Origin of the sequence: Neobacillus thermocopriae (genome assembly GCF_010975035.1) — a bacterium.
Lineage (GTDB): Bacteria > Bacillota > Bacilli > Bacillales > Cytobacillaceae > Neobacillus > Neobacillus thermocopriae.
Window position 1 is genome coordinate 52,424 of the sequence record NZ_JAAIUV010000015.1, and the last position, 23,540, is coordinate 75,963.

Annotated in this window: 23 protein-coding genes; 18 read left to right on the plus strand and 5 right to left on the minus strand. The window is 36.5% G+C overall.

Annotation, left to right across the window (positions count from 1 at the left end; genetic code table 11):
• Nucleotides 1-154 precede the first annotated feature (154 nt).
• The 5 genes from G4Z05_RS10620 to G4Z05_RS10640 all read left to right on the plus strand — a co-directional run bounded on the left by G4Z05_RS10620 (nt 155) and on the right by G4Z05_RS10640 (nt 6,554).
• A complete protein-coding gene (locus G4Z05_RS10620) occupies nt 155-1,165 on the plus strand; it encodes a LacI family DNA-binding transcriptional regulator (RefSeq protein WP_163251911.1) in 1,011 nt (336 codons plus the stop codon).
• Nucleotides 1,166-1,258: 93 nt separating this feature from the next.
• Nucleotides 1,259-3,352: an amylo-alpha-1,6-glucosidase gene (locus G4Z05_RS10625; RefSeq protein ID WP_163251912.1), complete on the plus strand. Its 2,094-nt coding sequence runs from the start codon at nt 1,259-1,261 to the stop codon at nt 3,350-3,352.
• Nucleotides 3,353-3,372: 20 nt separating this feature from the next.
• Nucleotides 3,373-4,611: an ABC transporter substrate-binding protein gene (locus G4Z05_RS10630; RefSeq protein ID WP_163251913.1), complete on the plus strand. Its 1,239-nt coding sequence runs from the start codon at nt 3,373-3,375 to the stop codon at nt 4,609-4,611.
• A 205-nt stretch (nt 4,612-4,816) separates the two neighbouring features.
• On the plus strand, nt 4,817-5,716 hold the full coding sequence (locus G4Z05_RS10635) for a carbohydrate ABC transporter permease (RefSeq protein WP_163251914.1): 900 nt from the start codon (nt 4,817-4,819) through the stop codon (nt 5,714-5,716).
• Between the two features lie 13 nt (nt 5,717-5,729).
• Nucleotides 5,730-6,554 (plus strand): carbohydrate ABC transporter permease, encoded by an 825-nt coding sequence (locus G4Z05_RS10640; RefSeq protein ID WP_163251915.1) that lies wholly within the window; start codon nt 5,730-5,732, stop codon nt 6,552-6,554.
• Nucleotides 6,555-6,835: 281 nt separating this feature from the next.
• On the opposite strand, the gene G4Z05_RS10645 is transcribed toward G4Z05_RS10640, so the two are convergent.
• A complete protein-coding gene (locus G4Z05_RS10645; protein ID WP_163251916.1) occupies nt 6,836-7,105 on the minus strand; it encodes a hypothetical protein in 270 nt (89 codons plus the stop codon).
• Between the two features lie 247 nt (nt 7,106-7,352).
• On the opposite strand from G4Z05_RS10645, the gene G4Z05_RS10650 reads away from it, so the two are divergent.
• The 3 genes from G4Z05_RS10650 to G4Z05_RS10660 all read left to right on the plus strand — a co-directional run bounded on the left by G4Z05_RS10650 (nt 7,353) and on the right by G4Z05_RS10660 (nt 10,974).
• On the plus strand, nt 7,353-8,222 hold the full coding sequence (locus G4Z05_RS10650) for a Cof-type HAD-IIB family hydrolase (protein WP_163251917.1): 870 nt from the start codon (nt 7,353-7,355) through the stop codon (nt 8,220-8,222).
• A 165-nt stretch (nt 8,223-8,387) separates the two neighbouring features.
• The gene (locus tag G4Z05_RS10655; RefSeq protein ID WP_163251918.1) at nt 8,388-9,899 is read left to right on the plus strand and encodes a coproporphyrinogen III oxidase; all 1,512 of its coding nucleotides are present in this window, start codon (nt 8,388-8,390) and stop codon (nt 9,897-9,899) included.
• A 283-nt stretch (nt 9,900-10,182) separates the two neighbouring features.
• On the plus strand, nt 10,183-10,974 hold the full coding sequence (locus G4Z05_RS10660) for an enoyl-CoA hydratase (protein ID WP_163251919.1): 792 nt from the start codon (nt 10,183-10,185) through the stop codon (nt 10,972-10,974).
• A gap of 375 nt (nt 10,975-11,349) precedes the next feature.
• Here G4Z05_RS10660 and G4Z05_RS10665 read toward each other — a convergent pair whose 3' ends face one another.
• Nucleotides 11,350-11,535 carry a YhzD family protein gene (locus G4Z05_RS10665; RefSeq protein WP_163251920.1) on the minus strand — a complete coding sequence of 62 codons (186 nt, stop codon included), beginning with the start codon at nt 11,533-11,535 and terminating at the stop codon, nt 11,350-11,352.
• A 341-nt stretch (nt 11,536-11,876) separates the two neighbouring features.
• On the opposite strand from G4Z05_RS10665, the gene G4Z05_RS10670 reads away from it, so the two are divergent.
• The 6 genes from G4Z05_RS10670 to G4Z05_RS10695 all read left to right on the plus strand — a co-directional run bounded on the left by G4Z05_RS10670 (nt 11,877) and on the right by G4Z05_RS10695 (nt 19,916).
• The gene (locus G4Z05_RS10670; RefSeq protein WP_163251921.1) at nt 11,877-12,776 is read left to right on the plus strand and encodes an ABC transporter ATP-binding protein; all 900 of its coding nucleotides are present in this window, start codon (nt 11,877-11,879) and stop codon (nt 12,774-12,776) included.
• The gene (locus G4Z05_RS10675) at nt 12,769-14,019 is read left to right on the plus strand and encodes an ABC transporter permease (RefSeq protein ID WP_163251922.1); all 1,251 of its coding nucleotides are present in this window, start codon (nt 12,769-12,771) and stop codon (nt 14,017-14,019) included. The genes G4Z05_RS10670 and G4Z05_RS10675 overlap by 8 nt, the downstream gene beginning before the upstream one ends.
• A 390-nt stretch (nt 14,020-14,409) precedes the next feature.
• Entirely contained in the window at nt 14,410-15,627 is a 1,218-nt protein-coding gene (locus tag G4Z05_RS10680; RefSeq protein WP_163251923.1) for a metallophosphoesterase family protein, read from the plus strand.
• A 15-nt stretch (nt 15,628-15,642) separates the two neighbouring features.
• Nucleotides 15,643-18,630 carry an ATP-binding protein gene (locus G4Z05_RS10685; RefSeq protein ID WP_163251924.1) on the plus strand — a complete coding sequence of 996 codons (2,988 nt, stop codon included), beginning with the start codon at nt 15,643-15,645 and terminating at the stop codon, nt 18,628-18,630.
• A 53-nt stretch (nt 18,631-18,683) separates the two neighbouring features.
• Complete coding sequence (yhaM, locus tag G4Z05_RS10690) at nt 18,684-19,628, plus strand: 3'-5' exoribonuclease YhaM (protein ID WP_163251925.1); 945 nt, start codon at nt 18,684-18,686, stop codon at nt 19,626-19,628.
• Nucleotides 19,629-19,727: 99 nt separating this feature from the next.
• Nucleotides 19,728-19,916, plus strand: a complete 189-nt coding sequence (locus G4Z05_RS10695; RefSeq protein ID WP_163251926.1) for a sporulation YhaL family protein — start codon at nt 19,728-19,730, stop codon at nt 19,914-19,916.
• A gap of 31 nt (nt 19,917-19,947) precedes the next feature.
• On the opposite strand, the gene G4Z05_RS10700 is transcribed toward G4Z05_RS10695, so the two are convergent.
• A complete protein-coding gene (locus tag G4Z05_RS10700; RefSeq protein WP_163251927.1) occupies nt 19,948-20,814 on the minus strand; it encodes a peptidylprolyl isomerase in 867 nt (288 codons plus the stop codon).
• Between the two features lie 196 nt (nt 20,815-21,010).
• Between G4Z05_RS10700 and G4Z05_RS10705 the strand changes: the two genes are divergently transcribed.
• Nucleotides 21,011-21,103 carry a YjcZ family sporulation protein gene (locus G4Z05_RS10705; protein ID WP_038540216.1) on the plus strand — a complete coding sequence of 31 codons (93 nt, stop codon included), beginning with the start codon at nt 21,011-21,013 and terminating at the stop codon, nt 21,101-21,103.
• A gap of 86 nt (nt 21,104-21,189) precedes the next feature.
• On the opposite strand, the gene G4Z05_RS16535 is transcribed toward G4Z05_RS10705, so the two are convergent.
• On the minus strand, nt 21,190-21,369 hold the full coding sequence (locus G4Z05_RS16535) for a hypothetical protein (RefSeq protein ID WP_038540219.1): 180 nt from the start codon (nt 21,367-21,369) through the stop codon (nt 21,190-21,192).
• Nucleotides 21,370-21,609: 240 nt separating this feature from the next.
• Between G4Z05_RS16535 and G4Z05_RS16710 the strand changes: the two genes are divergently transcribed.
• Nucleotides 21,610-21,816, plus strand: coding sequence for a DUF1878 family protein (locus G4Z05_RS16710; protein WP_163251928.1), 207 nt, complete (start codon nt 21,610-21,612; stop codon nt 21,814-21,816).
• Between the two features lie 76 nt (nt 21,817-21,892).
• On the opposite strand, the gene G4Z05_RS10720 is transcribed toward G4Z05_RS16710, so the two are convergent.
• Nucleotides 21,893-22,468, minus strand: coding sequence for an HTH-type transcriptional regulator Hpr (locus G4Z05_RS10720; RefSeq protein ID WP_038540222.1), 576 nt, complete (start codon nt 22,466-22,468; stop codon nt 21,893-21,895).
• 280 nt (nt 22,469-22,748) lie between these two features.
• On the opposite strand from G4Z05_RS10720, the gene yhzF reads away from it, so the two are divergent.
• Complete coding sequence (gene yhzF, locus G4Z05_RS10725; RefSeq protein ID WP_163251929.1) at nt 22,749-22,940, plus strand: membrane protein YhzF; 192 nt, start codon at nt 22,749-22,751, stop codon at nt 22,938-22,940.
• A 122-nt stretch (nt 22,941-23,062) separates the two neighbouring features.
• Nucleotides 23,063-23,540, plus strand: a 478-nt coding sequence (locus G4Z05_RS10730; protein ID WP_205597402.1) for a transposase, incomplete at its 3' end; no start/stop codon positions are given.

Genomic DNA, 23,540 nt, shown 5'->3' on the forward strand with positions numbered 1-23,540 from the left:
TGATTAAGTGGAATTTTTATATTGTATAAGCCACTGTGTTATAGTGAATGAAAATGACGACAAAGAAGACCGTTAAAAAAAGCTTGAAATCGGTTTCTAAATCTTGTAAAGTTAGGTTTATAAGATTATCCGAAACGTTTTGGAGGAAAAAATCTTGACTACAATTAAAGATATTTCAAAAGTAGCAGGTGTTTCTGTTACGACTGTTTCCAGAGCTCTAAACGGCTATTCTGATGTAAATGAAGAAACACGAAAAAAAATATTGGAAATTGCTAAACAACTTAATTACAGTCCTAATACACTTGCAAGAGGGCTTGTGATGAAGAAATCCCAAACGATCGGGCTGCTTGTGTCGGGCATGAATCGAGAAAGTGTAAAGGATAACCTTACGTTTCAGGTGTTATGCGGGATAAATGAATGCGTTTCTGTTAGGAATTATGATTTAATTTTGTTTAATACAGATTCCACACGCCAAAGGGAAAAAACGTATACACAGCTATGTCGTGAGCGAAAGGTTGACGGTGTTATCATTCAGGGGATTAAACTGGATGATCCTTATCTGAAGGAAGTCATGGAGAGTGATATACCGTGTGTGTTAGTGGATATTCCCGTAGAAACGAACACGGTAGGGTATGTCACCACAGACAATGTGCTAGGAGCTAAAAAAGCCGTGGAACACCTTATTGAATTAGGCCATCAAAACATAGCCATGGTTAATGGGTCTAACCAGGCTTTTGTCAGTAAGCAGCGTTTAAAAGGATATGAGATAGCTCTGAAAGAAAATGGGATCAAAGTAAAAAGAAATTGGATTGTAGATGGAGAGTTTAAAGAAGAAATGGCAAAGGAAGTTGTTTTGTCTTTATTGTCTTCCACTCCGGAGATTACAGCCATTTTTTGTGCCAGTGATTTGATGGCAATGGGAGCGTTAAAGGCTTGCCAGGAGCAAGGCCTCGTTGTCCCGAACGATATCTCGATTATTGGCTATGATGACATTTTGCTTGCATCCTACGTCACGCCGTCTTTGACAACCATTAAACAAGACATGTTTGAAATGGGCTATGAAGCCGCGGATTTATTGGTGGACATGCTGGAGGGAAAAGCAAAGAAGCGCCATCGTATACTAGAGACGAAGCTTGTACAAAGGGAATCCTGTACCCGAATTTGAAGTGTTTAACTCTCCTGCTTTTCAGCAGGAAGTTAAATATTTTTTTACACTTTATCCGAAACGTTTCGGATAGTTAAAAATGGAGGAATGGAAATGGATTATAGAGTGATGAAAGAAAACGATTTATTTTTATTAACGGATAAAAGCGGAAACATTCCTGAAAATCATACATATGGTCTCGGGTTATATACAAAGGATACAAGGTTCTTAAGCAGATGGGACATAAGGATAAATGGAAAGGATCCGATATTGTTATCATCGGATGCAGATCAAAATCATTTGACCACCATCCTTCTCACAAATCCGCACATGGAGGAAGAGGGAGAATTGATTTTATGGAGAGAATCAATTCAAATCAAGCGTAAGCGTTTTATTTATGATGATGTGCTATATGAGGAATTGAGTGTAAAAAACTACTACCCAAAACCGGTTAGTTTTGAATTGGAAATGGAGGTAGATGCAGATTTTCAGGACATGTTTATTGTTCGCGGCTTTCAAACGGGCAAGGTAGGGCATCGTACAGGACAAAGTCTGGAAAACAATACATTATCATTGGCGTACAAGGGAGCAGATGAAATTAATCGTTATACTCATATTACATGGGACAAAGAAGCGAAGAGAGCGGAAGACAATCATGTCACTTTCCATTTTTCATTAAAACATAATCAAGAAGATCGAATCATTATAACGGTTGTACCTCAAATTGGCGAGCAAAGGAAGCAAGAGATACTTCCATTTGAAAAAGCATTAGAAAAGCTGACATCATCATATAAAGAATGGGAAGAGAAAGTTCCAACGATCCAAACTGATTACAAACCCCTTGAAAGCCTTGTGAAAAGAGGGATAACCGATTTAAGGGTGTTATTAACGGATGTTGGATATGGACAGTTCCCGGTAGCGGGTCTGCCTTGGTTTGGTGTCCCATTCGGGCGTGACAGCCTAATTGCAGCCCTGCAAATGTTGCCGTTCAATTCGGAGATCGCAAAAGGAACATTAATTACTATGGCCCACTACCAGGGAGAAAATAAAGATGCGTGGCGAGATGAACAGCCTGGAAAGATTATGCATGAAATTCGCTTTGGAGAACTGGCTAACACGAATCAAATTCCGTTCACGCCTTATTACGGAACCGTTGATGCAACACCATTGTTTTTAGTTCTCCTTGTTGAATATGTCAAATGGACGGGAGATTACGAGATTATCGGACAATTACAGAAAAATATTGATGCGGCTTTAAAGTGGATTAATGAGTATGGAGATAGGGATGGAGACTTGTTTTTGGAATATCACCAGGAGTCAAGCAAGGGTATTGCCAACCAGGGATGGAAAGATTCTGGTGATTCCATTGTTCACCGCAGTGGTGATTATGCCGATACACCGATTGCTCTCTCGGAAGTGCAGGGTTATGTCTATCAAGCAAAGACTGGTTTGGCAGATATTTATGAGGCAGTCGGTCGTGTGGAAGAAGCAACAGTGCTTCGGGGGGAGGCCAAAGCCTTACAGGAGAAATTTGATCATGAATTTTGGATGGACGATGTTTCTTTCTATGCGATTGCCCTTGACGGCAACAAGCAGCAAGTGGGGACGATCACTTCAAATCCAGGCCATCTTTTAATGTCTGGCATGCTTTCTTCTGAACGAGTGGAAGCTGTTACAAAGACACTCCTCTCTTCAAAAATGTTTTCAGGTTACGGGATTCGTACGATGGGAGAGAATGAAGCCGGCTACAATCCAATGAGCTATCATGACGGCAGCATTTGGCCGCATGATAATAGTCTAATTGTACTAGGATTAAGTAAAGTAGGGAAACAGGAAGAGGCTAATGAGGTGATTCAAGGACTGATCGATGCCTCTGCTCATTTTGAATATGACCGTCTTCCAGAGCTGTTCTGCGGCTATTCCAAAGAGCAATGGAAGCCAGTTTTATATCCAGTTGCGTGCTCGCCGCAAGCATGGGCGGCAGGAACACCATTATTGTTCGTTCAATCCATCTTAGGCATGTTTCCGGACAGCACAAAAAAACAAATCCATATTCGTCCACACCTTCTGCCATCCATGAATGTGCTTTCTTTAGAAGGAATTAAAGTTGGAAACGGCAAGCTGTCTCTTATTGTGAGGAGAGAAAACGACAAGGTTACAATGAATATTACGGAGAATACGACTGGTTATAAGATTGTAACGAGATAATGCCAACGGGGGGAGTTGTAATGAAAAAGTGGTTTCAATCGTTTTTGGCTGTTACTCTGTTTTCCGCTTCCCTTTTGTCGGGTTGCAGTCAGGAGGAGAGTTCCAAGACAGCGGACGGAAGAACGGAAATTGTGTTAAGCGGATGGGGAGGAAATCCTACTGAAACAAAATTACTTCAACAAACTATTCGTGATTTTGAGAAGAAAAATCCAGATATAAAAGTAAAGCATGATGTCATTGCCGATCAATATATGGACGTTTTGAAAACGCGTTTGATCGGCGGAACAGCCGCCGATGTTTTTTATCTCGATGCATTTGAAGCACCTGGTTTAATGGAAGCCGGAGTGCTCGAGCCGCTGGACAAGTATGTGAAAGAGGATTTTGATATGGAAGATTTTGAAAAGCCACTTCTACAAGCTTTTCAGCATAATGGAAAAACATACGGGTTTCCGAAAGATTATTCCACACTTGCCCTCTTCTATAATAAAGAAATGCTCGAGGAAGCAGGAGTAGAGGTGCCAAAAACATGGAATGAGTTGCAGGAAGCAGCAAAAAAGCTGACGAAAGACGGTGTCTACGGTTTTGGCGTCATGCCTGAATTAGCGAGATTGTACTTTTTAGCAGAATCAAAAGGCGGGCAGGTCATGACGAATAATAAGGCGAGCTTTGCGAGTAAAGAAGTATCAGAAGGTTTGCAATCCATCCTCGACATGCGGTTGAACGATAAGTCGGCTGCACAGCCAAATGAGGTCGGAGCGGATTCGGGAATTGAAATGTTTGGGCAAGGAAAGGCAGCCATGGTTTTAGAAGGGAATTGGGCCATACCATATTTAGCCGATACATTCCCGGATATCTCCTATGGGACAGCGGAGGTACCGACCATTGGAAAGAAGAATACAATGGCTTTTACGGTTGCCTATGTGATGAATAAAGAATCGAAACATAAAGAGGCGGCATGGAGGCTGATTGAATATTTAACGGGAAAAGAAGGCATGAAAACATGGACGAGCAAAGGGTATGCGTTGCCGACTAGAAAATCTGTAGCCAAGGAGCTTGGATTTGCAGACGATCCACTGCGCGGTGCGTTGGTGGCAGGAGCTTCCTATGCAACGGTATGGCAGGATGGGCCTTACTTGCCTATTGCCCAAACAAACTTTAACAATCAATTTTTAAGTGCCTTCTTAGGTCAACAGCCATTAAGAGAGGCACTGAAGAAAGCTCAAAAACAAGCAAACAAGGAAATCCTAATTAATGAATGAGAATATATGTAGTAGAAGATGACCAAAAAGGTATATAAAACTTACCTTTCAGCTCATCCTCTGAAAGGGCTCATGATAAAATCTAGTAAAATCAAGGATTGAGGACGAGCCCTTTCAGAAAAGCTTTTGATAGTTCGTTTAGGAACTACTGCATGATTTTCTTTTTTATTTCACTGCAACAAATAGGATAATGGAGCTGATAAACATGAAAAAAGAGAGAAAAAAATATACGTTGTATGAAATTGGACAAGGATACACATTCATGCTGCCTGCTATCTTTGTGTTGGCTGTTTTCATTATTGCCCCCATTCTCTATGCCATTTTCTTATCTTTCCATAAGGTGGAGCTGCTAGGTGGTCCATCTTATGATTTTCGGGGGCTAGACAATTTCGTTAAGCTGATGGAAGATGATCGGGCGAAAATCGCTCTTTGGAACACGATAAAGTACGTGGTGATTGTGGTTCCTGCCCAAACTCTTTTGGCCTTGGTCTTGGCGGCGACGCTAAATGCAGGGTTAAAGGGAGAGAAGTTCTTCCGCATCGTTTACTTTTTACCCACCTTAACATCTTCTGCTGTATTAACCCTCATTTTTATGTGGATGTATAATCAAAACGGCTTAATTAATAAGTTGTTAGGAATGATTGGTCTGCCCGGTTATAACTGGCTTGGAGATCCGAATGTAGCCTTGCCTGCGATTATGATCATGAATATTTGGTCAACGGCTCCTTTTTTTATGACCATTTATCTCGCTGCTTTACAAGATATTCCAGATTCTGTTTATGAGGCGGCGAAAATTGATGGAGCTAACTTTTGGCAGAAGTTTTGGTATGTTACGGTTCCACAATTGAAGCCCGTTACATCGTTCGTCGTGATTATGGGACTTATCGGAACATTTCAATTATTTGATCAATCATATATTTTCTCCAAAGGCACGGGTGGCCCAAATAACTCTACATTAACGGTTGTTCTACTTATCTATCAATATGCTTTCAAAAATTTAGGAACAATGGGATATGCCGCAGCAATGGCTCTTGTATTAGCTATTGTTATTCTTATCGCCACCCTGTTGCAGCGAAAGTTTTCAAAGGAAGAGACCTTACATTAGGAGGGAAAACAGAATGAAGAAAAATGGAGCTGGAAAAGTCATTTTATATATCATCCTTGTTTTGTATGCCATTACCACACTCATTCCGTTTTTATGGGCGGTTTCATCTTCCTTTAAAACGTTAGAGGAGATTGTGCAAGGAACGATTAATTTTTGGCCGAAGGATTTTACGCTTGATAACTATAAACAGATTTTCATACAACAAGAATATTTTCCGCGATGGTTGTTTAATAGTTTATTTATTGCTATTGTAGGAACAATATTGAATCTTTTATTTAATTCGATGGCAGGGTATGCTTTGGCCCGACTAAGCTTCCCTGGCAAGAAAAGTTTGTTCATCCTTATTTTGGCGGTTCTGATGATTCCAGCACAGGTCACAATGATTCCAAATTTCTTAATTTTAAAAACTCTTGGATGGCTGAATACATATCAGGGAATGATTGTTCCATCCATGATCAATGCTACGTTCATTTTTATGATGCGTCAATTTTTTCTCAACTTCCCGAAAGAATTGGAAGAAGCTGCATCATTGGATGGGTTAACGAGACTTGGAACTTTTTTTCGAATTGTCCTGCCACTAGCGAAGCCGGCTTTAGCGGCACAAGCCATTTTCGTATTCATGGGCTTCTGGAATGATTTTATGAGACCGCTCATTGTCATATCGGATGTGGAAATGTTCACACTGCCGCTCGGCTTGAATACATTTAAAGGCCAGTTTATCAGCTACTGGAACTATATTATGGCCGCCTCTATGGTTTTTACAATGCCTGTCTTGATTTTATACGCATTCTTTAACCGTTATTTTGTAAAAGGAATCACATTTACAGGAGAGAAATAATAAAAGTTGTTCTGTATGTATCTGAGTAGAATGGTGGAGGGGAAGACGAACGATTTTAGAAGTAATGGTTTAGACAATAGGGATGAAAGCGGGTATAGGAATAGGTCTGACTGATTGAACTTTGATTTTTAAACTATAGGAAAACAGAGAAGAAAATAAATTTTCTTCTCTGTTTTCCTTTCATATTCTTTAGGTTTCTTCCGCATTAACCGGCAGTGAGATTCCCCGTAGATGGAAGCTTCCTTTACAGTTCATTAATCGCACCGACTGTCATATTTCCGTCAACATCTTCCCATACTAGGAGAGTTACTTTCGTTCCAGGCGAAAAAGGGGGAGTCAAAATCTTGGTCTTGCAGATAATCCTGCAGCGGAAGAATTATTGGCTGATTGTTTATGTAAACATTAACGGATTGTCCATTTACCATAGACTGATAGTCAATTTCTATTACTTTCTCCCCTTCGGCAGTTTCGGGTTCATATAAAGTTCCCATACCGAAAGTATTTTTTAGTTTAGAAGAATTATTTTTGCCTTTGAGAATATTTAAAGACATGTGTCCTCATGGTGAAACGCACCTTTTGCCTATAGTCAGTCAACATCAAATTAAAATAGCTTCTTGAGTTTCCTTTCTCTCATTCGGAGAACCTTTCGGCAGCATTGGGCTCGCACATCCGAATGTGATAGATTTTGGGAGGGAGCCCATATATTGCTGAAATCAATCGATGGCATCTGTTCTATTAAGGGGTAAAAAAACATAAAAGTAGTATAAGGGAATTTCACCATGAACAGGGGGGAGCAATATGATTTATCGCTTACTAGCGTTAAATATTGATGGTACACTCTTGCAAACAAATGGAAGGCTTCATCGTTCTACAAAGGAAGCGATTGATTATGTACAGCAAAAAGGGATTTTTGTTACTCTCGTAACTTCCAGAAACTTTCCTTCCGCTAAAAAGGTGGCAAGAGCTTTAAAAATAAAATCACCTCTTATCACCCATCAGGGTGCATATATCTCAAACACTGATAAAAATCCGATTTTTGTTAAGAGATTAAATGAAGAGATTACTTATGATATAGTACGATTTCTTGAAGGATTGCCTTGCCAAATTCGCCTCGTTCATGAGCAATTTTCTTTGGCGAATAAGCATAAACTGTACAATAATCTCTTGGTGAAAACTGTATTTACATCGGGAGATCCGATGTTTTATTCTCAGCAATTTGTTCCATCCCTGAGTGAATATTTGCATGATCATCGTGTTACCCCTCCAAAGATTGAGGTATATTTTGAAAATAATCGAGACTTGGAAGATGCCAAAAAAGCTTTAGAAGCCATGTTTACAGAAATCAATTGTATAAAACTTGATGATTTACGATTAGATATTGTCCCTGAGGGAGTTTCAAAACTAAACGGTCTAATTTTCCTTGGAAATCAGCTTGGGTTTAAGCTAAAGGAAATGGTGTATATTGGAGATGGCCTAGATGATATCCCTCTGATAGAAGCCGCGGGTTTAGGAGTATCCATGTGGAATGCACCTTATGATGTCAAAAGGGCATCCGATTGGGTCACTCGATCCGAAAATGAACATGGTGTAGCTTATATGGTCAAAGAACATTTCAGAAAGCAGCAGCCTATTGATTTTTTACGAAAAATGAAAATCATTAAAAACTAATTTTCTTATTTTAAGTGATGAATCCTATAAAAATATCTATTAGATGATACTAAGGGATCGAGTGACCTTAGTATTTTTTTTATCATTGTGAATTATTTCCTTATATTGACCTTATTTTTTTGATTTTGTACACTAAAGGGAGTTTAATTTGAAAGGTGATAAATTTTGCGAATTTCAATTATAGGCTTGGACGATGAAAGATTTAACCGTCCGCTTGAACTGATTGCCAATTTGTTTTTTGAGGAATCACAAATCATATTAGCCAATACAGAAGAAGCTGATATTCAAATAAAATTTCATCTGGAGATTCAGAAGGATGTGGCTGTTACTGCTGAATTAAAGGATCATAATGGAAAAATTTATTCCTCCAAATACCAAAAAGAATTATATGCTGCTCATACTGAAAAAGAACGGTTTAAACAAATAAAAAACGCTGTTTCACATGTGTATTTAACCGTTTTACAAGACTGGACCGGAATGATACAAAAATGGGGGATTCTAACTGGGGTCAGACCAACGAAACTTCTCCATAAAAAACTACAGGAAGGGATCCCTGTTGAATTGGCTCATAAGCAATTAAAAGAGGATTATCTGATAACAGATGAAAAAATTGAGCTAATGCAGCAAATTGTTGAACGTCAATTGACAGTGGTTCCAGATCTTTATTCTCTAAAACAAGAAGTAAGCATTTATATTGGTATACCATTCTGTCCGACTAAGTGTGCTTACTGTACATTCCCTGCCTATGCGATTAATGGCCGTCAAGGTTCCGTCGACTCTTTTTTAGGCGGGCTTCACTATGAAATGAGAAAGATCGGTAAATGGTTGAAGGAAAAAGGTATTAGGATTACAACCGTATATTATGGTGGAGGTACTCCGACAAGCATTACCGCTGAGGAAATGGATATGTTATACGAGGAAATGTATACATCATTTCCTGATGTGGATAAAATCCGAGAGATTACAGTCGAAGCTGGACGTCCAGATACGATCACTCCGGAAAAATTAAGGATTTTAAAAAAGTGGAATATTGACCGTATAAGCATTAATCCACAATCCTATACTCAGGAAACACTAAAAGCAATCGGTAGACATCATACTGTTTCAGAGACTATTGAGAAATATCACTTGGCTCGGGAAATGGGGATGAACAATATTAATATGGACTTAATTATTGGATTGCCTGGTGAAGGTATTCCTGAATTTACTCATTCTCTTTCCGAGACAGAAAAGTTGATGCCTGAGTCTCTGACAGTTCATACACTTTCATTCAAGCGGGCCTCCGAAATGACAAAGAATAAAGAAAAATACAAGGTAGCTGACCGGACAGAAGTTGAAAAAATGATGGAACTTGCACAGGATTGGACGAAAAAGCATGGCTATGTTCCGTACTATCTATATCGTCAGAAAAATATTTTAGGCAATCTTGAGAATGTTGGATATTCGCTACCAAACCAAGAAAGTATCTACAATATTATGATTATGGAGGAGCAACAGTCCATTATTGGGCTAGGATGCGGGGCATCTAGTAAGTTTATTGATCCTATTACAGGAAAAATCACACATTTTGCCAATCCAAAGGATCCGAAGTCTTATAACGACAGTTTTGAAGCATATACTGAAGAAAAAATAAAAATTTTGGAAGAGTTATTCTCTGAAAAAGGTTCTCCTGCTTAATTAAGCAGGAGAATTTTATTTTTTATACTTTTATATTAATAACGGACAGATGAGCCAAAAGCTGTCCTTTAGTGTGATCTTATAATCTTTTTGTTCTTATATAATAGATTAATGTCCTAGGATGACGAAAGGTTTATAGCTAATTTTTTTGAAGGAATACGTTCAGAAAACATTTAACAATGGTTTATTTTTATTATAAATTCGATATTTTTAGAAAATTCCTTTTTATTCAAGCTATTTCTATATATAATGAAATGGAATAATGTACTGGGAGGGATATGCTTTGTCAATCAAATACGTTACAGATAAGGTGAATGTAAAGATTGATGGTCGGGTGGCAACATTGGTGATGAATCGACCGGAGACGTTAAATGCGATGGATTTGGACATGATAAAGGGGCTTGTTTATAGGTTGAAGGAAATAAGCGAATCGGATGAAATTGATATTGTTGTCTTAACCGGTAATGGCCGTGCGTTTTCAGCAGGCGGGGATATTAAAACAATGCTTTCAAATATGAATGAAAAAGAATTTTATCTTGTAATGGACCATATTAGTGAATTGATTATTACTCTATATAGTCTTCCAAAGCTAACAATCAGTGCGATCAATGGGGCTGCTGCCGGCTTAGGATTCAGTTTGGCTCTTTGTACAGACTATATAATAGCGGACAAAGATAGCAAATTGGCAATGAATTTTATTGGTATTGGTCTCATTCCTGACGGTGGTGGACATTTCTTTTTGGAGAGACGATTGGGAGAAACGAAGGCAAAACAAGTGATTTGGGAAGGAAAAATGATGACGGCAGAAGAAGCATTTGCACTTGGGCTTGTACAAGAGGTAGCAGAAGATAGCCTACAAGAAGCGGTACATAAAAGAGTAGCCGAGTGGTTAAAACGCCCTATTCAGGCAATGATTAAAACCAAAAAAATATTAGCGGAAAAAAATCGACCTCAGCTGTTGAAAATACTAGAGTTGGAGAAGCATGGCCAGCTTAAAATGAGACAGACTGCTGATCATCAGGAAGGTATTAAAGCGTTTATAGAGAAAAGAAAACCGAATTTTATTGGAAAATAAAAAATAAGAAAGAAGCCACTAGGCTTCTTTCACTTTTAAGAAATGTCTCTGTTAAGGTAAATGTTGATAATAAGTAAACAAAAACTTTAAAAAAATAAGTGAGGGAGGAATGAATTGTTTGGAGATGGTTCATTGCTTCTCCATTAATGATGCTTGGAGTTATTCTATTCTCATTAACCAATGACCAAGTGGGGAATATAGGTCTTATAATTATGAGATTAATATAGAATTTGGCAGTTTTTTTATGGCTAGTTTTATTGTCAAAGACAATAAAAGAAAAAAATTAGTTTAATAAGATTAAGGGAAACCCCATTTTTGGGGATTTACCTTAATAAGATTTAAATATCAAAAATAATGATCAACAAAGCCTAAAAATTAAGAATGAAAAAGAAGAAGTTTACCAGATGGTGAAGTGCAGCGATGGGTTTTGTTTAATAAGTTTTTCTCTGATAATAGTTTTTCTCCTAGTTTTTTAGCCTCTTCGTCATTTTCAGCCTGAAAGGTTTCATCTAGAATTTTTTCTCCATTTGCTTCAAAAGCAGTTATTTTATACATTTTCATTGAACATTCCCCTTTTATATTAAAATAAATTAGACTTCGAGAATGGTTTCCCGCAAGCTCCCGTCGCTCTCTGTCATATTTAGTTAACATCGAATCACTCTGGATCTTTAGTTTCCTATTTCAAAGATTAAGTGTTTCACAAGGAGGTCTTCGTTGTATAAGTATTGCACGACCAAAAGCGACAACATTTGGGAGTGGATCATATACCATTAAATTGGTTGTTTGTGATTTTATTAAATATTCTTACTAATATTTTTGCATAAATTCATAAAATATGTAAAGTAAATAATATTACCCCATCATATGGTATATTTAGTAATATGATGAAAGGAGTGAAAGAAATGGTTCTTCAAATAAATCATGTAACTAAACGATTTGGTACATTTACTGCCGTTAATAATTTGTCACTAACCATTCCCGAAAAGGAGATGTTTGGCTTTTTGGGAGCAAATGGTGCCGGTAAGACGACCACGTTTCGGATGATATTGGGACTTTTGGATCCGAGTGAGGGAAGGATTACTTGGAATGGAAAGGAACTAAATTACTCTACAAGTCATCTTGTCGGTTATCTTCCAGAGGAAAGAGGTCTTTATCCAAAATTAAAGGTCCGTGATCAAATCATATATTTAGCTAGGTTAAAAGGGATGTCTAAAAGGGAAGCTTTGAAAGAGTTAAGATGGTGGTTAGAGAGATTTAAAGTTCCAGAGTATGAAAATAAAAGAGTGGAAGAGCTATCGAAAGGGAATCAGCAGAAAATTCAATTCATTGCTGCCGTTATACATAAACCAAAGCTATTGATTTTAGATGAACCATTTAGTGGTCTTGACCCGGTTAATGTGGAACTTTTAAAAGAGGCTGTGTTGTCATTGAAAGAAAGCGGGACTACGATTGTATTTTCCAGCCACCAAATGCATCATGTTGAGGAAATGTGTGAGCATTTGTGCATCTTACATAAAGGCAAGCCAGTTGTTCATGGTTCTTTAAAAGAAATTAAACGGGCCTTCGGTAAAAAGAATCTAATCATTCATGCTGACTTTTCATTGGATGCACTAAAACAATTTCCAGGTGTTGTCAAGGTGAAAAATACAACAGAAGGTATGGAATTACAGATTGAGGGAGAACATGTCGCCCAAAGAATTCTATCTGAGATCGCGGGAAAAGGGTTTATTCGGAAATTTGCGTTAGAAGAACCTTCATTGAATGATATTTTTATTGAGAAAGTAGGTGATTCTTATGAATAACTTTTGGATCATCCTTCATCATACGTATGTAAATAAATTAAAAAGTAAATCATTTATTACTACGACCCTATTGTCCATAGTCATTGTAATAGCCATGACTAACATTAACAAAATCATTGAAGTTTTTGATGGAGATAGCGGATATAAAGTAGCTGTATTAGATGAAACGGGTCAGCTATATGAACCGTTTAAGAAACAGCTCTCTGTTATTAATAAAGAGATTAAATTATTTAAAAGTAACAAAAGTGTAGAAAAAGTGGAAGAAGCGGTTGAAAATGGAGATTATGATGGTGTCATATTACTGCATCTAAATAAAGAACAGTTGCCTGAAGCAATCTTTAAAGCCAAGAGCTTCTCAGATACTTCTTTGTTTACAGATATACAAACTGGTCTACAACAATTAAAAACAATGCTTGCTGCTTCAAAAATAAATTTGACACCAGAGCAGCTACAAAAATTGTATGAACCGGTATCCATTGAAAAGGTCGCCCTAGAAAAAAATGCTAAAACAGAGGAAGAATTAAATCAAGCGAGGGGACTTGTCTACATTCTTCTTTTTGTGATCTATTTTTCGGTTATTATGTATGCCAGTATGATTGCAATGGAGGTTGCTACTGAAAAGTCCTCCAGAGTGATGGAAATCTTAATTTCTAGTGTTTCACCTATCAAGCAAATGTTTGCCAAAATAATAGGAATAGGTTTATTAAGCTTAACCCAACTTACAGCATTTTTGTTAATTGGTTATTTCTCACTAAAACAAAATATGAAATCGTTAAATGATGGTTTCTTTGAAGTATTCGGATTTGGAAATATCCCGGTTGAAACGATTTTCTATGCTATTCTTTTCCTTATTCTCGGTTATTTTCTCTATGCCACACTCGCCGCATTTTTAGGTTCACTTGTAAGCCGGATTGAAGATGTACAGCAAATGATCACTCCAATGACTTTTCTTGTAATTGCTGGTTTTATGATTGCGATGTTTGGGCTCGCTAAGCCTGATGCCACCTTTATTACTGTTACATCATATATTCCATTTTTTACACCTATGATCATGTTTCTACGAGTAGGAATGCTAGAGGTTCCTTTATGGGAAATAATTTTGGGAATTGGCATCCTCTTGGTTACGATTATCGCTTTGGCGATTTTTGGTGCAAAAGTCTATCGTGGTGGAGTGTTAATGTATGGGAAATCAAATTCATTTAAGGATATCAAAAAAGCATTGCAATTAACAAAGAATGAGTAATTAGAGGGGCTTAGACAAAGCCCCTTTTATTTTATGTAAAAAATGTATCTGTTGACCAGGGTGCCTTCGCTTTTCTTACAAATAAGAAAATATCTTATCGACTATGAGAATTGTCTAGCTCCAACTCCCTAGCGGTGAGACACCTTCACTCACCTACCTACGATAACTCAACATCAAATCGCTTTCGCACTTCGTGTTTCCTTTATCTCAGTTGAAGGCCTCCACAAGGAAGGTTTCGGCAGCATCATCATCGCACGACCGAAAGCGGTAGCTTTTGGGAGGAGGCTATACTCCATTGAACAGGGGGGGCTTTCGCTTTTCTAGCCAGAACGTGCATTCGTATTTCTGACATGCTACAATAAAGAAAAGAATTCCAGAGAGGAAATATTTATGAAAAAAGTTACGTTTATCCATGCGGCAGATTTGCATTTAGACAGCCCAATGACAGGGTTGAGACATTTACCAGCAACTATTTTTTCTAGGGTGAAGGAAAGTACCTTTACTGCTCTAAAAAAACTAACCAAAACCGCTATCGATCGAAAGGTGGATTTTGTCATTTTAGCAGGTGATTTATTTGATGGAGAGGACCGCAGCCTTAGAGCCCTTTCACGCTTTCGGGCAGAAATGAGAAGACTGGAGGAAAATGGGATACCTGTCTATATTGTACATGGGAATCATGACCATTTAAACGGTTCTTGGATTCATTTAGACATGCCACCAAATGTATACGTATTTCCTGGAGAAGTGGAAATAAAAAAACAGCAAACAAAAACAGGAGAGCGTATACATCTTTATGGTTTTAGTTATCCAACCCGCCATGTTTTTGAAAAAAAAATAGTTGAATATCAAAAAGAAGAAGGAGCTGATTTTCATATCGGAATCCTTCATGGTAATGAAGCATCAGGAACCGTTCATGATAATTATGCCCCGTTTACAGTGCAGGAGTTGCAGGAAAAAGACTTTGATTATTGGGCATTAGGCCATATTCATAAGCGAGCTGTTTTAGCGGAAAGCCCACCTATTGTTTACCCAGGGAATATACAAGGAAGGAATAAAAAGGAAACTGGGAGTAAGGGGTTTTATCATGTTACATTAACCGAGATCGATACCAAATTGGATTTTATTGAAGCAGCAGATATTTTGTGGGAGCAGGTAAAGGTCGATGCTTCTACAGTGAGTCGGTTTCAAGAGCTACTTCAATTATGTCAAAAGGAAATAAATAAATACCGAAAAGAGGATTCAGCAGCCATTTTGTCTCTTTATATAAAAAATCTTCAATTAGCTGACGAGCACGAGATGAAAAATGTGGAAACAAATCTTTTGGAGCTTCTATTGGAAGAGGAGAAGGATGAAGAATCATTTGTTTGGATCGCAGAAATACACATCACCAAATCTCAGCAAATTGATAAAGAACAGCTAAAGAAGGAAGTGAATTTTTACGGGAATCTGTTTGAAACGATCGAGCGTTTTGAAAATGTTGATGAAGCAATCGCTTCGTTATATGAACATCGACTGGGCCAAAAACACTTATCTCCTTTATCTGAGGATGAGAAACGAGAATTAATAGTAAGAGCAGAGAAGTTATTGCTTGATCTACTATGTAATTAAAAAGGAGGGTATGAGGTGAAGATTGTTTCGATGCACATATACGGTTATGGACAATTGGAAAATATTAAAATTGATTCGCTTTCGGATTTTCAAGTTTTCTTTGGTGAAAATGAAGCGGGCAAGTCCACGCTCATGTCTTTTATAAATAGTATTTTATTTGGTTTTCCGACGAAACAGCAAAATGAGCTTCGCTATGAGCCAAAGCATAGTACAAGGTATGGTGGAAATATTCGAATTTACCATGAAAAACATGGCTATGCTGTTATTGAACGTGTAAAAGGAAAAGCAGCGGGGGATGTGAAGGTTGTTCTAGATAGTGGAAAAGTTGGCGGAGAGGAACTACTAAGCGATTTATTGGGGAATTTTGATAAAAGTCTTTACCAGGCTATTTTTTCTTTTAATTTACAAGGATTGCAGAATATCCATCAAATGAAAGGAGAAGATTTGGGACGATTTTTGTTTTCCGCAGGTACTTTAGGTACTGAAAAACTGGCAAAGACGGAATTAGAACTACAAAAAGAGTTGGACATGCGTTTTAAACCAGGCGGAAGGAAACCAATTTTGAATGAAAAATTACAGAAGGTTCATGAAATAAGTCAAGATTTAAAAAAGGCAGCTGCAAAATTGAAGGACTATGAATCATTAATTCAAAAAAGAGATCAACTTCAACAAGAAATGGCTGAAATCAATAAGCAGCTGGAGAACAGAAACATCCAAGCAGAAAAATTAAAAGAATGGAAAAGGATAGAGTCCATTGCAAAAGAAGAAAAATGGACGAAAAAAGAGTTAGAAACATTGGGGGAAATTGAATTTCCCGTCCGTGGGTTAGAACGTTTAGAAAAATTAAACCAGCTTATTCTTCCACTTGAAGCGGAGCTGAAAAGCTTGTCTGAGAGGATTCGACATGTCCGAGAAGAGTTAGGGGAACTTAATCCTGATTGTGACTTATTAAAAGAAGAACAGGTGATTTTAACATTACTTGACCAAATCCCCTTGTACGAACAGTTGTCAGTTGAAAAGGGTCAATATGAAACAAAATTGACAGCGGTACAAACGGAGCTTGCTGCCATTAAAGAAAAATTACATTTGCCATTAAATGAAGAAGAGATTCAATCTATTAATACAAATATCTCTATGAAAAACGAGGTAGTAAACCTGTCAAGGCAAGGAGAAAAGTTGGCCGATGTCAAAGAAGAGCTCGATATTTTACATCAACAGGAATTAAATGAGTTGGAAGCACTGGAAAGAGAGGTTCGGTTAACCGAAAGTCTTTGTCTTCCTGAGATTGAAAGATCCCAACTAGAGCAACAACTCCGGAACCATGATAAAACAGCGCTAGAAGAGGAATTAAATAACCTTAAAGAACAAATCCAATTCAATCAATTATCGATTGAACAGCAAAAAGCTGCAAATGAAAAATTGAGATTTCAATTTATTACCATTGAGCTGATTTTAGTAATTCTAAGCTTATACGGAATGATTTCTAAACAATGGGTTTTGTTATTGATAGGATTGGCTGGCTGTCTTATATTAGGATTTTTTATGTTTCAAAGTTTGAAAAACGGAAAAGAAATAAAAATCTTAAACAATCTTAATAAATTAAGAGAAAAAGAAAAACAAATTATAGAAATACTCCAAACAGCCTCGTATCAGGACATTCGTTCTCTTGAAGAGAAATTAAAACTTGATGACCAGCACCGCAACAAGCTACAGATATTAAAACTAAAGTTGAAGCAACAGAAAGCGAATTATAAAAAAATCATCGTTAAATTTGAAGAATGGGAATCGGATTTTGCTAATTATACAGAAAAGTTATTATCAATTGGTAAAGAGTTAAAAATTCCTGAACAGATGGCCAATACACTTTTACTTGAAGCATTTGAGCAAATTGAACAGTATAAAGCATTCATTCGGGAAAAAAATCAATTGATTGAAAGGATAAGTAACATTCATCAAAAACAAGTAAAACTGATGGAGGAGCTTAGCCATTATGGATACCGCTATCTGTCAGAAGAGACTCTTGATATACATAAAATCTCCTATTTATTACGAAATAAGCTCAAAACTGAAAATGAGAAACGGATCAAAATGGAAGAAAGGAAAGCGAAGATTGCTGACCTTGAATCAGAGTACCAGCAAAAAGAAAAGGAATGGCAATCTTTGAAAATCGAACATGATCGATTGCTAAATGAGGCAAATGCAGAAACAGTATCTCAATTCTATGAATTAGGTGAGGAGGCAGAAAAACGTGCAGACCTTATGAAACGTCTTGAAAATCTCAAAAGGCAGCTACAATACTCCATTCTTTCAGAACAAGAAAGAGAAAACTTTTTAGCGATCCGTAATTGCGATGAATTAATTTCTGACTGCCAAAAAGAGATAGATTCTCTTCGCAATCAATGGAAGGAGTTGCAGGAAGAACAGTCCCGGGTTCAATACGAAATTCAAATCATTGAAGATGGAGGAATCTATTCCGATATTCTTCATCATTATAAACAGAAGAAATATGAGCTTGAGGAAATGGCAAAAGAGTGGGGAGTATATGCTCTTGCCCAAAATATTCTTGCAAAAACGATTGAAAAATATAAAAATAAGCATTTACCACTTTTGTTGTCAAAAGCAGAGGAATTTTTGTCCTTTTTAACAAATGGAAATTATCATAGGATTCACCTGCATCCTTCAGGCAGTGGGTTTTTGGTGGAAAGAAAGGACCAAACATTGTTTGAGGCGGATGAATTAAGTCAGGCAACAACCGAGCAATTGTATGTTTCCATTAGGCTTGCTTTAATGGTAACAATATATCAGAACTATAAATTTCCAATTGTAATTGATGATAGCTTTGTCAATTTCGATGCAAAAAGAACAAAACTTGTTTTTAAACTGTTACATAAACTTAAGCAAAATCAAATATTGTTTTTCACTTGTCACGAACACTTGTTATCGTTCTTTCCTAATGAAAATATTTTGAGGCTGGAAAAAGGTGCTGTTCAGATTGTTTCGTAGGTTAGAAACAGGATATGATATACTTTTACTTAGTTGAAGGGAGTGTGGAAAGGATGTCTAAAGGAATATTGCATTATGGAGTAGGAGATCAAGTTGAATTATATCTATTAATAAAGAATTCTACTAAAGGGATTGCTAGTAATGGAAAGCCGTTTTTAACGTTAATTCTTCAAGACCAAAGTGGGGAAATAGAGGCTAAGCTTTGGGATGTGAATGAAGAGGATGAAAAAATATATGCTCCACAAAGTATTGTAAAGGTTCAAGGGGATGTGCAAAATTATCGTGGCAAGAATCAGCTTAGAATCCGCCAGATTCGTAGCACTGGTCCTTCCGACCAAGTGAAATTGGAAGATTTTCTGGAAACCGCTCCCTTAAGTCAGGATCAAATAGTTAGCAAACTAACACAATATATATTTGAAATGAAAAATCCAAATATCCAAAGAATTACCCGGCATTTAATTAAGAAACATCAAAAAGCCTTTCTTGAATATCCGGCAGCAACAAAAAATCATCATGAATTTGTTTCTGGCCTTGCGTACCATGTTGTTAGTATGCTGGATTTAGCCAAAGCAATCGCTAACTTGTATCCAAGTCTTGATAAAGACTTGCTCTATGCAGGTGTTATTTTGCATGATATGGGAAAGGTTATCGAATTATCCGGTCCTATTTCAACAGTATACACACTTGAAGGAAATTTACTGGGCCATATAACAATCATGATAAATGAAATTGGTAAGGCTGCTGAAGAACTAGGTATCAATGGAGAAGAAGTTCTTATACTGCAGCATCTTGTCCTAAGTCATCATGGAAAAGCAGAATGGGGTAGCCCAAAGCCGCCACTTATAAAAGAAGCAGAGATTCTTCATTATATTGACAATCTCGATGCAAAGATGAACATGCTGGACCGAGCATTAGAAAGGGTAAAACCTGGAGAATTCACCGAACGGATCTTTGCCTTGGATAATCGTTCATTCTATAAACCTGTCTTTCACAAATAACCCGAGATATCGGGTTATTTTTTTGTAAATGAATATTTTCATATTGATAGAATATGATGTATTAAAAAGTGGACAACCAGATAAAAGGGAGGGAAAAAATTGACTATACCTTTTTGGATCTATGCAGTAGTTGCTGGAATTATAGTTAGTGCATGGATGGCAATAAAAACCGGAAGAGAAGAACGGAAATTGGAAATGGAAGAAATTGAACGAGAAGGTGAAATTTATATGAAACGCATGGAAAAAGAAAAGAAGATGCGTGAAGGGATAAATGTTACGGGCGAATAAAAAAGCGGAAGGATACTTCCGCTTTTTTATTTTACTTATCGTCTGAAGTTTCTATCTCAAGAGCATCTTTTAAATCTTTATCTTTTATTTTCACACCTGCATCTTTAAGCTCACGTTTCATCGCTTTATTGATGTCATCATTCGTAATTTTTGAAGATTTTACTTCATACTCAATTTCTTCCTTCATTTTGTCGTATGACTCTTTCTCTTTTTTATCTGTTACCTGGATAATATGGTAACCGAATTGTGTTTTTACTGGTGCACTTACTTCATTTACTTTTAATGCATAGGCAGCTTTAATAAAATCTTCATCATATTGAGCTGCATTTTGATTATTGATAGTCCCCAATTCTCCGCCATTTTGAGCGGAAGCTGTATCTGTTGAGTATTCTTTAGCTACTTCATCAAATTTAGAACCGCCATCTAGCTTTTTCTTTACTTCATTGGCAGTCGCTTCATCAGCAACAAGAATATGACGTACCTTTATAGCAGGTTTATAATTTTCATAGTATTCTTTTAATTCTTTTTCTGTTACTTTAATGTCCTTCATTGCTGCTTTTTCTTGCATCATGCCCACTTTCATCATTTTCTTTAAGTCCTCTTCATTTTTGTAGCCATATTGTTGAAGAGTTAATTCGAAGTTCTCACCTAAGTCTTCTTTTAATTGGTCGATTTTTTTGTTTAATTCCTCATCTGTAATTTTATATTTTTTTGAAAGGACTTTTTCGTAGACGAGCTGTTGTAATGCCTGCTCTCCATACTTATCTTTCATAGCGTTATATAGTTCTTCTTGGGTGACATTTCCTGCTTTACTTTCTGCAATTTTCTCTGAAGAACCACATGCACTTAATGCAAGAACCCCGCCAGCAATTGAAAGGGCCAATATCCATTTCTTCATGATGAATCTCTCCTAAATAGTAAATTTGTCCACATTCTTTACTATAACATAAATGGGAACCTCTGCAAAAATTTAATCATTTACTTCCATTCTAAACAGCTAAAGCTTACTTTTTAAAAATAAGATAAGTGCCTAGTCGCAATGGAATTCAGATGAATAGTATATCTTAGAAAATGCAAAAAGGAGGTATTGGTATATGTCAGGTGGAGGTAATTACGGTGCAGGCTTTGCGCTAATTGTTGTTCTTTTCATCCTGTTAATTATCGTTGGAGCATCATGGGTATGGTAATTTAACTAATAAAAAGCGATGAGGTTAGCCTCATCGCTTCATTTTGTATTTTTTGTTCCCTGACTGTTGCTAATTCGCATTATATTTTATGTATATAGAATTTCTATATAGGAAGAAATGAGCAATATGGTAACGAGAACATTAATGGTGTGAAAAACTTTTTGTTGGTTCTCCTCGGGGATTTCCTTCTGAATGCAAAGTGAGCTGGTCATCTTATTAATATAAAACAATATAAAGACAGCAAAAACAATAAAAATGGAGATCATCAATGATTCCCTCCCTTTTGTTCAAGTGATGTTATTAGATTACCAAAAATACCGCAAAAAAGATAGTCATTTTGATTGAATTAAAGGAGGTATATTTTTCACCTTTTAAACAAAGGGGTTATCCAAGAATGATTAGGTAAATAATAAAAGTATTAAATGTAGAACAGCAACAAAAAAGGGCAGAGTAATGAACAATATGGAATTACTGATGAAAAAAATTGATTGGAGTTTCATCAGTAATTGATTTTAAAGATTGTGGATAATCCCCATTTTGAATTTTATCGTTTAATTATTGAACATGGTGTTTCCAAAGAGGAAATAGATTCAGTCTATTCCAAGTTCAGTCAATTATGCAAGAAAATGAATAGCAAAAAGCGGAATGGTATATACATTTTCATCCGCTTTTTGAAAAATTCTTATTATTTAACCAAGCAAACTAAATGCTAAAAAGGGAATCCAAGCTTGTAAATCTCAAATACTATTTAAATTGTTGTATCAGGAAATAGGCAAATTTCTACATTAGTTAGGCTAGCTCTTGTTTAGTTGGTACTGCTTTTTTTAATTTTCCATTCTCTTCAATTAATTCGCTTTCAATTTTATGGAAGGAACGTTCAAAGATCTCCATGAAATCATCTCCATAGATATTACGGACGATTGCCATCATTTCAATAATATCCGGAAATTTCCCATACAATTCACGAAGTGGTAAAGCACCTGAAAAAGCGGCACTTCCTTTTGGTTCGTAATTTTCCATTAAATTAAATAATACCTCTTCACCCTTCTCTGTTAGTTGGATATAGGTATTTCTCTTGTCGTTCTCTTTTTTAGAAAACTTCAGCAAACCTCTCTCTTCTAATTTTTTTGAAAAATTAAAAGCTGTTGAGACATGCATAACTCCAAATCTAGCTACATCAGAAATAGATGCGCCATTTAAATGATAGGCAATCATTAGAATATGATGCTCATTAATATTTAAATCATAAGGTTTGATCCATTGCTGCCAGTCTTTTTCTATTGACTTCCATAATGCTTTACTTAATTGCGCAATTCGTTGACTAAAAAGCATCGCTTCCTTCATTGAATATTGTTTTTCTGGCATCCCCAATTCACCTACTTTTATATTACTCTATTATCATTATGCCAATAAAATAAAAATTAATAAAGGGGAATTAACAAAATTTTTAGAAATTATATTAAAACTTTTTGCAAAATGTTCATATTATTCATTATATCTGGCTTAAAATAATCGATGTTTTAAACATAAAAATAAGGAGATGATTTTCTTAAATAGCATGTCAAATTTTTCATAGGTATGGACACTTAAACATATAAATAGTTACAACATCTACGAAATTTTGAGCCTGGCAGGGGGACATGAAATGAAGAGTACAGCATTATTTTTCTATGTTGTTAGTGCTATCTTTTTATTAGGTGCTTGTAAATACTTAATGGATATGGCAAGACCCGGTGTTTTCCCGCCAAAGCAGGTGATAAAGCAGAGAGCGATCACACTGGCTGGAGGAGGAGGTATTTGTTTGTTAATCGCTTTCATTATTTCTTATATAGGGTAATGTTTTTAATTTAAGAAAAGAACCCTTTGGGTTCTTTCAGACTGTCGACAAAATCCTTTTTTAAAGGATTTTGTCGACATTTTTTGTATAATTATGTCATAGAATATCGAGGTGATATTGAAATGCTTACTAAAAATACACAAGTAAATCGAGATCAATTAGAAATGATTACTTTAGACCAGCTGGTTCCTGAAAATCACTTGGTTCGTAAGATAGAAGCTGCTATTGATTTTTCATTTATATATAAATTAGTTGAGAATATGTATTCATCTGAACGTGGTCGTCCAAGTATTGACCCTGTTGTATTAATTAAGATGGCTTTTATTCAATATACCTTCGGTATTCGCTCTATGCGCAAAACTATTGAAGAAATTGAAACAAACCTTGCTTATCGTTGGTTCTTAGGTTTTGGGTTTCATGATAAAGTCCCCCACTTCTCAACCTTCGGAAAAAACTATGAAAGACGTTTCAAGGATACAGATCTATTTCAAAAAATCTTCTACCGCATTCTAAAAGAAGCTTCTGATAAAAAGTTGATTAGTGCTGAACATGTATTTATTGATTCTACGCATGTTAAAGCAAGTGCAAATAAACGTAAAT

Excerpts from the sequence above, each read along its gene's own strand:
- G4Z05_RS10625 (WP_163251912.1), top strand. The coding sequence starts at position 1,259 with ATGGATTATAGAGTGATGAAAGAAAACGATTTATTTTTATTAACGGAT.
- G4Z05_RS10630 (WP_163251913.1), top strand. The coding sequence starts at position 3,373 with ATGAAAAAGTGGTTTCAATCGTTTTTGGCTGTTACTCTGTTTTCCGCT.
- G4Z05_RS10635 (WP_163251914.1), top strand. The coding sequence starts at position 4,817 with ATGAAAAAAGAGAGAAAAAAATATACGTTGTATGAAATTGGACAAGGA.
- G4Z05_RS10640 (WP_163251915.1), top strand. The coding sequence starts at position 5,730 with ATGAAGAAAAATGGAGCTGGAAAAGTCATTTTATATATCATCCTTGTT.
- G4Z05_RS10645 (WP_163251916.1), bottom strand. The coding sequence starts at position 7,105 with ATGTCTTTAAATATTCTCAAAGGCAAAAATAATTCTTCTAAACTAAAA.
- G4Z05_RS10650 (WP_163251917.1), top strand. The coding sequence starts at position 7,353 with ATGATTTATCGCTTACTAGCGTTAAATATTGATGGTACACTCTTGCAA.
- G4Z05_RS10665 (WP_163251920.1), bottom strand. The coding sequence starts at position 11,535 with ATGAAAATGTATAAAATAACTGCTTTTGAAGCAAATGGAGAAAAAATT.
- G4Z05_RS10670 (WP_163251921.1), top strand. The coding sequence starts at position 11,877 with ATGGTTCTTCAAATAAATCATGTAACTAAACGATTTGGTACATTTACT.
- G4Z05_RS10675 (WP_163251922.1), top strand. The coding sequence starts at position 12,769 with ATGAATAACTTTTGGATCATCCTTCATCATACGTATGTAAATAAATTA.
- G4Z05_RS10680 (WP_163251923.1), top strand. The coding sequence starts at position 14,410 with ATGAAAAAAGTTACGTTTATCCATGCGGCAGATTTGCATTTAGACAGC.
- yhaM (WP_163251925.1), top strand. The coding sequence starts at position 18,684 with ATGTCTAAAGGAATATTGCATTATGGAGTAGGAGATCAAGTTGAATTA.
- G4Z05_RS10700 (WP_163251927.1), bottom strand. The coding sequence starts at position 20,814 with ATGAAGAAATGGATATTGGCCCTTTCAATTGCTGGCGGGGTTCTTGCA.
- G4Z05_RS10705 (WP_038540216.1), top strand. The coding sequence starts at position 21,011 with ATGTCAGGTGGAGGTAATTACGGTGCAGGCTTTGCGCTAATTGTTGTT.
- G4Z05_RS16535 (WP_038540219.1), bottom strand. The coding sequence starts at position 21,369 with ATGATCTCCATTTTTATTGTTTTTGCTGTCTTTATATTGTTTTATATT.
- G4Z05_RS10720 (WP_038540222.1), bottom strand. The coding sequence starts at position 22,468 with ATGCCAGAAAAACAATATTCAATGAAGGAAGCGATGCTTTTTAGTCAA.
- yhzF (WP_163251929.1), top strand. The coding sequence starts at position 22,749 with ATGAAGAGTACAGCATTATTTTTCTATGTTGTTAGTGCTATCTTTTTA.